Annotated in this window: 10 protein-coding genes; 6 read left to right on the top strand and 4 right to left on the bottom strand. The window is 56.2% G+C overall.

Going from position 1 to position 12,821, the window contains the following annotated elements; all coding sequences use genetic code 11:
• Position 1: 1 nt before the first annotated feature.
• The 3 genes from fdhF to fdhD all read left to right on the top strand — a co-directional run bounded on the left by fdhF (position 2) and on the right by fdhD (position 4,007).
• Positions 2-2,881 (top strand): formate dehydrogenase subunit alpha, encoded by a 2,880-nt coding sequence (gene fdhF / locus AUQ42_RS07375; protein ID WP_068518449.1) that lies wholly within the window; start codon positions 2-4, stop codon positions 2,879-2,881.
• A 95-nt stretch (positions 2,882-2,976) separates the two neighbouring features.
• Positions 2,977-3,201 (top strand): formate dehydrogenase subunit delta, encoded by a 225-nt coding sequence (locus AUQ42_RS07370; protein ID WP_068518448.1) that lies wholly within the window; start codon positions 2,977-2,979, stop codon positions 3,199-3,201.
• Positions 3,198-4,007, top strand: coding sequence for a formate dehydrogenase accessory sulfurtransferase FdhD (gene fdhD, locus AUQ42_RS07365; protein WP_068518447.1), 810 nt, complete (start codon positions 3,198-3,200; stop codon positions 4,005-4,007). The genes AUQ42_RS07370 and fdhD overlap by 4 nt, the downstream gene beginning before the upstream one ends.
• A gap of 39 nt (positions 4,008-4,046) precedes the next feature.
• Here the strand turns inward: fdhD and AUQ42_RS07360 are convergent, their stop codons facing one another.
• The 4 genes from AUQ42_RS07360 to AUQ42_RS07345 form a co-directional block, all read right to left on the bottom strand.
• A complete protein-coding gene (locus AUQ42_RS07360) occupies positions 4,047-5,051 on the bottom strand; it encodes a LacI family DNA-binding transcriptional regulator (RefSeq protein WP_197460803.1) in 1,005 nt (334 codons plus the stop codon).
• A gap of 274 nt (positions 5,052-5,325) precedes the next feature.
• Positions 5,326-6,816 carry a tripartite tricarboxylate transporter permease gene (locus tag AUQ42_RS07355; protein WP_068518446.1) on the bottom strand — a complete coding sequence of 497 codons (1,491 nt, stop codon included), beginning with the start codon at positions 6,814-6,816 and terminating at the stop codon, positions 5,326-5,328.
• A 58-nt stretch (positions 6,817-6,874) separates the two neighbouring features.
• The gene (locus AUQ42_RS07350) at positions 6,875-7,300 is read right to left on the bottom strand and encodes a tripartite tricarboxylate transporter TctB family protein (protein WP_068518445.1); all 426 of its coding nucleotides are present in this window, start codon (positions 7,298-7,300) and stop codon (positions 6,875-6,877) included.
• Between the two features lie 161 nt (positions 7,301-7,461).
• Complete coding sequence (locus AUQ42_RS07345; RefSeq protein WP_197460802.1) at positions 7,462-8,508, bottom strand: hypothetical protein; 1,047 nt, start codon at positions 8,506-8,508, stop codon at positions 7,462-7,464.
• Between the two features lie 350 nt (positions 8,509-8,858).
• Here AUQ42_RS07345 and araD point away from each other — a divergent pair, with 350 nt between their 5' ends.
• From araD to AUQ42_RS07330, 3 genes are all read left to right on the top strand, one after another.
• Positions 8,859-10,604, top strand: coding sequence for an L-arabinonate dehydratase (araD, locus tag AUQ42_RS07340; protein ID WP_068518444.1), 1,746 nt, complete (start codon positions 8,859-8,861; stop codon positions 10,602-10,604).
• 91 nt (positions 10,605-10,695) lie between these two features.
• Entirely contained in the window at positions 10,696-11,607 is a 912-nt protein-coding gene (locus AUQ42_RS07335) for a dihydrodipicolinate synthase family protein (protein WP_068518443.1), read from the top strand.
• A 28-nt stretch (positions 11,608-11,635) separates the two neighbouring features.
• A partial coding sequence (locus AUQ42_RS07330) for an aldehyde dehydrogenase (NADP(+)) (RefSeq protein ID WP_068518442.1) occupies positions 11,636-12,821 on the top strand: 1,186 nt, incomplete at its 3' end.

Raw genomic sequence — 12,821 nt, 5'->3', positions numbered from 1 at the left:
GATGTCCTTGATCAAAGAAGTCGACTACGGAACTCCTGCCGCCAAATCCGAAAAAACCGTCACGCTGACCATTGATGGCAAGGACGTGACCGTGCCCGAAGGCACATCGGTTATGCGGGCCTCGATGGAAGCAGGCATTCAGGTGCCCAAACTCTGTGCGACCGACATGGTCGATGCATTCGGTTCCTGCCGTTTGTGTCTGGTCGAAGTCGAAGGCCGCAACGGAACCCCGGCATCCTGTACCACACCGGCGGCAGACGGCATGGTGGTCCACACCCAGACCGAGCGGCTTAAAAAAATCCGCAAAGGGGTGATGGAACTTTATATCTCCGACCATCCGCTTGATTGCCTGACCTGTGCGGCCAATGGTGATTGCGAACTTCAGGACATGGCAGGCGCGGTTGGCCTGCGCGATGTGCGCTATGGCTATGACGGCGGCAACCATGTCGAGGTCCGCCAGAATGGTGAAGAAAATCCGCGCTATATGGCAAAGGATGAAACCAACCCGTATTTCACCTATGACCCGTCGAAATGCATTGTCTGTTCGCGCTGTGTGCGGGCCTGCGAAGAAGTGCAGGGCACCTTTGCCCTGACCATCGAAGGTCGCGGTTTTGAATCCCGTGTGTCACCGGGCATGCACGAAGATTTCCTTGATTCCGAATGTGTATCCTGTGGTGCCTGTGTTCAGGCCTGCCCGACCGCAACGCTTCAGGAAAAATCGGTCATTGAAATCGGTCAGCCTGAACATTCGGTCGTTACCACCTGTGCCTATTGCGGGGTTGGCTGTTCGTTCAAGGCCGAAATGCGCGGCGAGGAACTGGTGCGCATGGTCCCCTATAAGGATGGCCGGGCCAACCGCGGGCATTCCTGTGTGAAGGGGCGCTTTGCCTATGGTTATGCCAATCACAAGGACCGCATCCTCAATCCGATGATCCGCGAAAATGTCAATGATCCCTGGCAGGAAGTCAGTTGGGAAGAAGCCCTTCGCTTTACCGCTGACAAGTTCAAGGGCATCCAGGCCAAATACGGCAAGGGTGCGCTGGGCGGGATCACGTCATCTCGCTGCACGAACGAGGAAACCTTCCTGGTTCAGAAACTGATCCGTGCCGGGTTCGGCAATAACAACGTCGATACCTGTGCGCGTGTCTGTCACTCGCCAACCGGGTATGGCCTGAAAACCACGTTTGGGACATCGGCCGGGACGCAGGATTTTGATTCTGTCGAACATACCGATGTGGTCATCCTGATCGGGGCCAATCCGACCGACGGGCATCCTGTTTTTGCCTCGCGTTTGAAAAAACGTCTGCGTCAGGGTGCTAAACTGATCGTGATTGATCCGCGCCGGATTGACCTGGTCCGGTCCCCGCATATCGAAGCTGTCGCGCATCTGGCGCTGCGTCCGGGAACTAATGTCGCGGTTCTGACGTCACTTGCCCATGTGATTGTGACCGAAGGCCTGTTTGACGAAACGTTTGTGCGTGAACGCTGTGACTGGGATGAATTCCAGGATTGGGCAACATTTGTTTCCGATCCGCGCCACAGCCCCGAAGCCATTGCGGGTGTCACCGGTGTTGATGCCCAGACCATGCGCGAAGCCGCACGGGCCTTTGCCACGGGTGGAAATGGTGCGATCTATTACGGGCTTGGCGTGACCGAACACAGTCAGGGTTCAACCACGGTAATGGCAATTGCCAACCTTGCCATGGCGACCGGCAATATCGGCCGTCCGGGCGTTGGCGTGAACCCGCTGCGTGGTCAGAACAACGTGCAGGGTTCCTGTGACATGGGATCGTTCCCGCACGAATTGCCGGGCTATCGCCATATTCAGGACAGTGCCACCCGCGATATTTTTGAAGATATCTGGGGGGTTAAACTTGATGACGAACCGGGGCTTCGGATCCCCAACATGCTTGATGCCGCTGTCGAAGGCACGTTCAAGGGTATCTATATTCAGGGCGAGGATATCCTGCAATCCGATCCCGATACCAAACATGTGGCAGCCGGTTTGGCGGCGATGGAATGTGTTGTCGTCCACGACCTGTTCCTGAACGAAACCGCGAACTATGCCCATGTGTTCCTGCCCGGTTCGACCTTCCTTGAAAAGGATGGCACGTTTACCAACGCCGAACGCCGCATCAACCGCGTGCGCAAGGTGATGACGCCAAAGAACGGCTTTGCCGATTGGGAAGTGACCCAGAACCTTGCCCGTGCGATGGGGCAGAACTGGAATTACACCCATCCGTCACAGGTCATGGCCGAAATTGCGGCAACCACGCCAAGCTTTGCCAATGTGACCTATGACCTTCTGGAACGCGAAGGTTCGGTACAATGGCCATGCAATGACAAGGCCCCGCTGGGGACACCGGTCATGCATATGGATGGTTTCGTCCGCGGCAAGGGCAAGTTTGTGGTGACCGAATATGTCGCCACCGATGAACGTACCGGGCCGCGCTTCCCGCTGCTTCTGACGACCGGCCGTATCCTGAGTCAGTACAATGTCGGCGCACAGACCCGCCGTACCGAAAATACCGCCTGGCACAAGGAAGACCTTCTGGAAATCCATCCCCATGATGCCGAACAGCGCGGCATTCGCGAAGGCGACTGGATCCGCCTTGCATCGCGATCGGGCGAAACATCCCTTCGCGCCACCATTACCGATCGTGTGGCACCGGGCGTGGTTTACACCACATTCCACCATCCCGGGACACAGGCCAACGTGATCACCACTGACTTTACCGACTGGGCAACCAACTGTCCGGAATACAAAGTCACCGCCGTTCAGGTTTCCGCATCAAACGGACCATCCGAATGGCAGGTGGAATATGATCGTCAGGCCGAACAGGCGCGCCGGATCAAACCGCGTGTCGATGCCGCCGAATAGGATGCCCTGCCAGATATTGTGCTATACTCCCTTGCGCACAGTATCTGGCAAATCCTGTATCCGTTAAAAAGACCATAGCCAAAGAGTAATGAACAATGGCACCTGACAAGCTTGTCTATATGGCCAATCAGATCGCGACATTTTTCAAATCCAAACCCCACGAAGAAGGGGTGGCCGGTGTTGCCGGCCATATCAGCGATTTCTGGGAACCGCGCATGCGCAAACAATTGTTTGCCCTGATTGCGGACGGGTATGACGGGATTGACCCGCTTGTGCTTGAAGCCGCCCCGATGATCCGCAAGGTCAAGGAACCTGCATGACACCCAAGCCTTCCGAGAACCGCATCCTTGACGGGCGCGATGTTGATCTTGCCCGTGCCATTTCGCGTGATGATACCAATGACGATGCCCCGATGATGTTGCAGCCGGAAGTTCCGGCTGCTCTGACTTTCAATGGCAAGTCCCATGCGGTGATGATGGTATCGCCCCATGATCTCGAAGATTTCATGATCGGCTTTGCCCTGTCCGAAGGCATCGTTGATGACATTTCCCAGATCACGCTGCGCGAAGTGCGAAAAACCCTTCAGGGCTATGTGATCGAAGCCGACCTGCATGAAGATGTGTTTGACCGTCTTGATGAACGTCAACGCACCCTTGAAGGCCGGTCGGGATGTGGTCTGTGCGGGGTGCAATCACTTGAAGCCGTCGCGATGGACAAGATCGGCAAGGTTACGCCGGGCAATATGGCACAGGATGTCGTGTTGCAAGCCATCGACGCCTTACCCGATCATCAGACCCGCAACCGCGAAGGCGGCGGGCTTTTGCATGCCAGCGCCTTTGTCGATGTTAGCGGTAACATCAAGCTGGTCCGCGAAGATATCGGACGTCATAACGCCCTTGATAAGGTGCTCGGTGCGGTTGCCCGTCAGGGCATTGATACTGCGGGTGGCTTTGTTCTGATGACCAGTCGCTGTTCCTATGAAATCGTCACCAAAACCGTGCAATGCGGGGTGGGCGGGCTTGTGACCCTGTCGGGGCCGACCCTGACGGCGGTGAACCTTGCACGGCAGGCGGGGCTTACCCTGATTTGTCGTGAACGGCGCGGACTGTTTCGCCGGTTTGCCTGATCCGCGCACTTGCCTGATCGGGTCGCGATCAGGTTGCGATCAGGTTGATGCGCGTTCGATGATTTCAAATCCGACATCGATTGATTTGGTCGGCAGCGGTTCGTTTTCGATCCGTGCCACCAGCGCCTCGGCGGCGCGTCGGCCAAGATTGGCGCGATTGACTTCGACCGTGGTCAGGGCTGGCAGGGTAAAGGGCGAAAAGTCCTGATTGCCAAAACCGAGAACGGCCATGTCTTGTGGTACGCGCAAGCCGCGTGCCTGCGCCTCGATCAGGATGCCATGGGCCAAAAGATCCGAACTGCACATGATGATGCCGTTGCGAAAACCTTTTTCCAGACCGGTGCTTAGGCCATTGCGACCGCGTTCGATGGTCGCACCTGCTTCATAAAGCACTTCAATCGGCGCGTTGCCGGTCATTTGTTTGAACTGACTGGCAAAGGAATCCTTGCGGCGCAGGGCGCGTTCATCACCGGCGGATACGATCAGTGCCTGCTGATAACCTTTGCCCGCCGCATAGCGCGCCATTTCCTCGCCGGCCTTGATGTGCGAAAAGCCGATACAGACATCAAGTGGGTTTTCCGTCGTATCCCAGACTTCGATCACCGGAATACCAGCCCCCAGCAACATGCGTTTGCAGCCGGCCGAATGGTGGATGCCGGTCAACAGGATGCCGTCGGGGCGACGGCTGAGCATCGTGGAGACAACCGCCTGTTCCTCATCCTGGGAAAAGCCGGTTTCGGCCATCAGAACGTGATAGCCCGATCCGCGAATGACATTGATGAAATTCTGCATCAGATCGGCATAGATGACGTTGGTGATCGATGGCACAAGGGCCGCAATCAGTTTGCTGCGCCGTGACGCCAGTGCACCGGCCACCATATTGGGCACATATCCGGTCAGCTCGATCGCATCCTGGATGCGTTGCAGCGTCTTGGCGGAAACCTTTTTCGGGTCATTCAGCGCGCGCGATACCGTGACCTGCGAAACACCTGCTATCCGTCCGACGGTTTCCATCGTGACGGTGCCGCTTTTGATTTCGGCCATGGTGGTCTGGTCTGTATTTTTCGGCGCGAGTGACAAAGGGTTACGGTCTCTTGATCTGATGTCCGAACCGGGAATGGTCGGGCTTTGGTTTTGGTCCGACGTCAGCCAATCTGTTCTGCTTCGGACATTACATCAGCACAAAAAGGTGGGCAAGAAGCGCGGTTTGGCTGAGAACCACTTTACAGCACAGGGAGGGAGCTGTTGCTTCTTGCCCGATGGTGTCGTTGGGCGGCCGGGCTGCCGTGACAGCCCGGCTATGGGCACGTATTCTGGTTTAGTCGGTCATGCGCTTTTTCTTGCGCGCGACAGAAATCGAAAACGCAATCGACAGGGCAATCAGGATCCACAGCAACACCGCGATCCAGCTTTTGGTAAAGAAGATCGAAAACGTGCCAAAGGATTCCAGACTTTTGACGAAATAGATTTCCGCCGATGGTCCCAGAATAAAGCCGATGATAAAGGGCGCAATTTCAAGCCGGATCTTGTGGGCGAGATAACCAAACAGGCCAAAGATCAAAAGCGTCCAGACATCAAACATCACCCCGTAATTGATGGTATAGGCGCCGACCACACACATCATCAGAATGATCGGGAACAGGATGTTTTTCGGAACCGTCACAACCTTGGCCAGATGGCGAATGGCAAAGACCATCACCAGGAACATGATGATATTGGCAGCCAGCATGGCAATGATCATCGCATCCCACGTCACCGGATTGTTGCCGATAAACAGCGGGCCGACCTGAATGCCTTGAAGGGTAAAGGCACCGATCAGAATGGCGGTGGTGGAATCCCCGGGAATGCCAAGTGACAGCAACGGCACCAGGGCGCCGCCCGTCAGGCCGTTATTGGCACTTTCCGATGCAATCACCCCGGCTGGCGCACCTTTGCCGAATTTTTCCGGTGTCTTGGAAAAGTTCTTTTCCTGGCTATAGGCAAGAATGGATGCCGCACTGCCGCCAACGCCGGGCAGGATGCCGACAAAGGTACCGATTGATGACGACCGGATCAGGTTGACGATCTGGCCTTTGAAGACGGAAATCTTGAACGGCTTGCCGCCGATCTTCACCCCCGAAAGACCTTTTCCTTCCTTCATGCCTTCTTCGGCTTCGATCAGGATGGTGGCAAGGCCGAACAAACCGATCAGAACCGGCAAAAGCGAAAAGCCGCTTTCAAGGTAATATTCAAGGAATTCCGGCACCAGACGCAATTCACCATTGCCGCCGCGCGAAATGTCATAAGCCCCGATCAGGCTGATGAAAATGCCAAGAAAACCGCTGAAAATGCCGACCAGCAAGCTGTTGGAAAGGGCCGCCATCACGGTCAGGGCAAAGAAGATGATCAGGAATTTCTCGATATAGGAAAACTTGATCGCAAAATCGGCCAGTGCCGGGGCAAACAGATAAAGCGCGGCAAGACTGATCAGACCACCAACCAGTGACGATGTGATCCCGATCTTGAGTGCGCGTTCGCCTTCGCCATTCTGGGTCATCGGGTACCCGTCAAGGGTGGTGGTGATCGATGACGGCGTTCCCGGGATGTTCAGAAGAATGGCCGGGACCAGGCCGCCGGAAATACCCCCGACATAAAGACCCAGCAAAAGTGCCAGACCGTTTTCAAGACCCAGCGAATAGGTCAGTGGCAAACAGACAGCAACCGCCATGGTCGCCGTCATGCCGGGAATTGCACCGAAGATGATGCCGATCACGGTGCCCGCGGCAACCAGCGCAAAGAACATCGGTGTCAGAATGGATAGGAGTTCCATGGTAAATCTCTTGGATCATACCGCGCCAAACAGGGACCAGAACCGGGTTCAGGTCACCTTATGGCAGCGAAATATTGAAAAGTTCGGACAGGATGTACCAGACCAGGCTTGGCGCAATCAGCGCATTGGCGCCTGCGATCATCAATGTTCGACGGCTGCGCTCGTGAAGGTAAAGCGTGCTAAGCGCGAACAGATACGGGATCGAGCAAAGGTAAAATCCAAGTCCGGTATTGGGGAAAATGTCCCCGACTGCCGGCATGGCCATGAAATAGATCACGGTCAGGGCAATCGTACCAAAGAAACGCTTGTGGTCGATGCCGGCAGGCCACCAGTTGCCATTGCTAACCGTGGCGAGAATGGTGCTGCCGCGTGTGATCAGAATTGAAACGAAAAGAATTCCCAGGATCACGGCGATAATCGTCGGGAAAATCATATGCGACGTGTTGAAATCAATCGTCACATGAAAGGGGGAGTCAAACGACATGGGACGCCTCCGGATGTGCCTGTTTTTCCCCATGGTACTGATTTCCAACCAGAATGGAAATCATGTCGGGGTGTTATGGCGGGACGTGCGGGTGGAAGAATATCCATCCACCTGATCAGGCAAAAGGGGCCCGGCATTGATATGCCGGGCCAACCGGGAAGTTAGTTGGTTGCAATCGCGTCGATGACCTGGCGGTACTGGTCGCGTTTCGCCTTAAGGTAAGCTGCGGCTTCTGCCTGCGGCTTGTAGTTCGGAATGAAGAAGGATGCCTTCTGCGTTTTCTGGATCTCGCCTTCGGCATAGATTTCCTTCAGCGCATTGTCGATCGTGGCGATCTGTTCTGCATCCATGTCCTTGTTGAACAGGAAGAAGAATTCCTTGTCGAAGGTAAAGTCTTTCGACCCGTCAAACGTAACGCTGACATTCGGAGTGGTAAATGCCAGAAGTTCGTCACGGGTGGTGTCGCCCATGCCTTCCGGATTTGCCTGTTCAATGGTTTCTTCACGTGCGGTCAGCCAGATAAAGCGCATGGCTTTCTGGTCGTCATTGGCAAGCTGGGTGAACTGTTCGTTGGCCTGAACCGATCCGTTGATCACATCAGCCTGACCATCAAACATCAGCTGGTTTTTGTCTGCCTGCGAACCGGTATTGACCGGAACGATGTTTGCTTCCGATCCCGGATGCATGACCTTGGCCGCATTTTTCATTGCCGAGAAACCGATCTCGGAAACGCCACCGGCCTGAATGGCAACGCGAACGCGCTGGCCGGCAGCAGCTGCTGCAAACACGTCTTCCATCGACTGCATCGGCGAATTCTTGGCAACCAGATACGCATTGCCCGGATTGATCGCGACCGTCGGTCCGACAACGTAGTTTTCAAAGATATCGTCATAGCCGCGAACGCCATACAGGTTCGCAAGATAGGACTGATCATGGAAAATCATGATCGTGGTGCCGCGCGAATCGCGCTGCAATGCCTTGAATGCCTCGCCCGCGCCAACTGCATCAACCTTCACATTGATGTCGAGTTTCTTGGCAAGCGCTTCTGCAACAATGGCACTGTTCTGATAGGTGTCACCACCGGTCGATTTCGACCCGATGACAAGGCGAACGTTGCTTGGCAGGTCAGCAGCAGACGCCAGAGCAGGCGTTGCAACCATGGCGGCAAAGCCGGCAGCGGCGGCGATGGATTTAAAAAGTCCGGTCATAAGATTCCTCCCGAATGACGCATTCCTGAATGGTGGGGATGTCCCCGTGATGCCTTCTGGTGTGGTTCCCATAAGGCGTTGGTGTTGCTTGTTCTTGTTGTTAGTCAGCTTGTAAACTTTCAAGCTTTATGTATGCGCATACATATTTTGATACATCTTGTTGCAAAGCCTGTCAATTGCTGAATCTCTCGGCTGTTTTGCGTAGGATAAATCTACCTTTTTGACATGTAAGTTTGCTTGACATCTTGTTAGTGTATGCGCATACATAAAGCATCAATCAAAAGTGCAGGTCGTCCTGGTCAAGCCGCTGGCGTTAAGATCAGGGACGATCGCGAGACGGGAGGAACGCCATGTCCGACAAAATCAAAAAATCCGCAGAAGATCTTAGAAGTGCGCGCTGGTTTGCGCCCGATGATCTTCGTTCGTTCGGGCATCGCTCACGCCTGATGCAGATGGGGCTTGATCCCGAAGACTGGACCGGTCGCCCGGTGATCGGCATCCTCAATACCTGGTCTGAAATCAACCCGTGCCATCTGCATTTCCGTGAACGTGCCGCCGACGTCAAAAAGGGCGTTCATCAGGCCGGTGGTTTCCCGGTTGAGCTGCCAACCATTTCTGTCGACGAATCCTTTACCAAGCCGACTTCGATGCTCTATCGCAACCTGCTTGCGATGGAGACCGAGGAAATGATTCGCTCCCACCCGCTTGATGGCGTGGTGCTGATGGGCGGCTGCGACAAAACCACACCGGGTCTGGTGATGGGCGCGCTTTCGGCCGGTGTTCCGATGATCTATCTTCCGGCCGGTCCGATGTTGCGTGGCAACTATGCCGGTAAAATTCTGGGCTCGGGCTCTGATGCCTGGAAATACTGGGATGAACGCCGTGCCGGTAACATCAGCGACGAGGAATGGGTCGGCGTCGAAGGCGGGATTGCCCGTTCCTATGGACACTGCATGACCATGGGCACGGCATCGACCATGACCGCAATTGCCGAGGCCATGGGCCTTTGCCTTCCGGGGGCATCGTCGATCCCCGCACCGGATGCCGGTCATATCCGTATGTCGACCCAGTGTGGCCGTCGCATCGTTGATATGGTGTGGGAAGATCTGACCCCGAACAAGGTCGTCACCCCGGCATCTGTGCGCAACTCGGCCGTGGTTGCGATGGCAACTGGTTGTTCGACCAATGCTGTTGTGCATTTGCTGGCCATGGCGCGTCGTGCCGGAATTAAAATCACCCTTGATGATCTTGATGAACTTGGCCGCACCACGCCGCTGATCGCCAATATCCGCCCGTCGGGCAAGGGCGACTACCTGATGGAAGATTTCTTCTATGCCGGTGGCCTGCGCGCCCTGATGGCGCAGCTTGGTGACAAGCTCGATACATCCGTCACCACGGTCACGGGCAAAACCCTTGCCCAGACCCTCGAAGGTGCGACGGTTTATAATGATGATGTCATCCGCCCGCTTTCAAATCCGGTCTATCATGAAGGATCGCTTGCGGTTCTGCGTGGCAATCTCTGCCCGGACGGGGCGGTGATCAAACCGGCAGCCTGTGATGAACGGTTCCGCAATCATCAGGGCCCGGCGCTTGTCTTTGACAGCTACCCGGAAATGAAAAAGGCGGTGGATGATGAAAATCTCGATATCACGCCCGATCATGTGATGGTGCTGCGCAATGCCGGTCCGCTCGGTGGTCCGGGCTTCCCGGAATGGGGCATGCTTCCGATCCCCAAAGCCCTGATCAAACAGGGGCACCGTGACATGTTGCGCATTTCGGATGCTCGTATGTCGGGAACCTCGTATGGCGCTTGTGTGCTTCATGTCGCACCGGAATCCTATATCGGTGGTCCGCTTGCCCTTCTGAAAACCGGCGATATCGTCAAGCTTGATCTTGATAACCGTCGCCTCGACATGCTGGTCGACGAGGAAGAGCTTGAGCGTCGCCGTGCAGCCTGGCAAACGCCCGAGCCGCGCTATCAGCGTGGATATGGCTGGATGTTTGGCAAACATGTCACCCAGGCCAACGAAGGGTGCGACTTTGACTTCCTGTCGCCGGAATTTGGCGAAACCGCGGGCGAGCCGGATATTTTCTAGGCTGCCGCAAACCATCATCAGAAACAGCAACGGGGCGTGATTTGCGCCCTGTTGCAATGACACGAACCAAATCAATCAGGGATATTGACCCATGGCACTTTCCAAAGCCGATCTGCGTGGCGTGCTGTCAGGTATTTCCGGCATTCTAGTCACCCCTTATGACGAGAATGGCGACATTGCACCGGCCAAGCTGAAACCGATTATCGACCGCGCGCTTGCGGCGGGTGTTCATTTTCCGGTGGTGAATGGCAATACCGGCGAGTTTTACGCACTGACCACGGCTGAGGCCATCACCATGGCCAAATCGGTCGCCGAAATGCTTGACGGTCGTGCGCCGATGCTGGCCGGTATCGGTCGTGGCGTACAGGATGCCTGCGCACTTGCCAAGGCATCTGCCGAAGCCGGGGCCGAAGCATTGATGATCCATCAGCCGCCAGATCCCTTTGTCGCCCCGCGTGGCGTTGTTGAATATATCAAACGCATTGCCGATGCATCGGGCGGGCTTCCGATGATGCTGTATCTGCGCAATGATGCGATTGGCACCAAGGCGATTGCCGATCTTTGTGCCATCGAAGGTGTGGCCGGTGTAAAATGGGCAACCCCGAACCCGATGAAATTGTCCGAGGCGATCAATGCCTGTGATCCGGATATTGTCTGGGTTGGTGGTCTGGCTGAAACCTGGGCACCGGCATTCTATGCGGTTGGCGCGCGTGGCTTTACATCGGGGCTGATCAATGTCTGGCCGGAACGGTCCATGGCAATCCATGCCGCCCTTGAGGCCGGTGACTATGCCAAGGCCCGCGATCTGATCCGCGATATGAGCGCCTTTGAAGAAGTCCGCGCCGAAGAAATGAACGGTACGAACGTGACCGGTGTCAAAGCGGCCCTTAAGCTTCTTGGCGATGATTGCGGTGCGACCCGCCCGCCGTCGGCCTGGCCGTTGACTGATAAGCAGCATGACAAGCTGGTTGGCTTCATGCGTCAAAACAATCTTGTGAAATAAGCGGCCCCGCCGCACAGAGGAGACATCCATGTCCTATACCCTGACAGGAAAACATCTGATCGCGGGCGACTGGGTCGCCGGAGCCGCAACCTTCCAGTCCGAACCGGCCCACGGCCCGGCCAATACGTTCCCGGTCGGCACCCCTGATCTGGTCGATCAGGCCGCCAAGGCCGCCGAAGAAGCCTTCTGGACTTTCGGATATTCCACCCGCGAAGACCGCGCCAAGTTCCTCAATACTATTGCCGATGAAATCGATGCGCGTGGTGATGAAATCACCGAAATCGGCACCCAGGAAACCGGCCTGCCCGAAGCCCGTCTTCAGGGCGAACGCGGCCGTACGGTTGGTCAGCTTCGCCTGTTTGCCAGCCACATTCTTGACGGTGCCTATCTGGATCGTCGCTATGACGAAGCATTGCCTGATCGTGCGCCGCTGCCGCGTCCCGACCTGCGTTTGATGCAGCGTCCGATTGGTCCGGTTGCCGTGTTTGGCGCGTCGAACTTCCCGCTGGCATTCTCGGTTGCCGGTGGTGATGCCGCATCGGCACTGGCTGCTGGTTGCCCGGTTGTGGTCAAGGGCCATTCCGCCCATCCGGGTACCGGTGAAATCGTTGCCCAGGCCATTGATGCCGCGATCAAGAAATGTGGCGTCCATCCGGGCGTCTTCAGCCTTATTCAGGGTGGCAAACGCGATGTTGGTCAGTCGCTTGTGCAGCATCCGCTGATCAAGGCGGTCGGCTTTACCGGATCGCTTGGCGGTGGTCGTGCGCTGTTTGATCTGTGCGCATCGCGCCCGGAGCCGATCCCGTTCTTTGGCGAACTGGGTTCGGTCAACCCGATGTTCCTGCTGCCCAAGGCTGTTGCCGCACGTGGCGCAGAGCTCGGCAAAGGCTGGGCAGGGTCGCTGACCATGGGGGCGGGGCAGTTCTGCACCAATCCGGGGATCGCGGTTGTGATTGATGGTCCGGATGCCGATGCCTTTGTAAGCGCTGCCAAGGAAGCCCTTTCGGGTGTGGCGGCCCAGACCATGCTGACCGATGGCATGGCGGAAACCTATCGTGCCGGGGCAAAGCGCGTTGCCGCAACTGCGGGCGTGAAAGAAGTTCTGACCACGTCATGTGATCTGCGCAATGCGACGCCGTATCTGTTTGAAACCACCGGTGAAAACTGGCTTTCGAACCATGAACTGGGCGAAGAAGTCTTTGGTCCGCTTGGTC

Source organism: Thalassospira sp. MCCC 1A02491, assembly GCF_001613785.1.
Classification (GTDB): domain Bacteria; phylum Pseudomonadota; class Alphaproteobacteria; order Rhodospirillales; family Thalassospiraceae; genus Thalassospira; species Thalassospira povalilytica.
The sequence above is the reverse complement of the archived record's forward strand: the minus strand, read 5'-3'. Positions and strand labels throughout refer to the sequence as shown.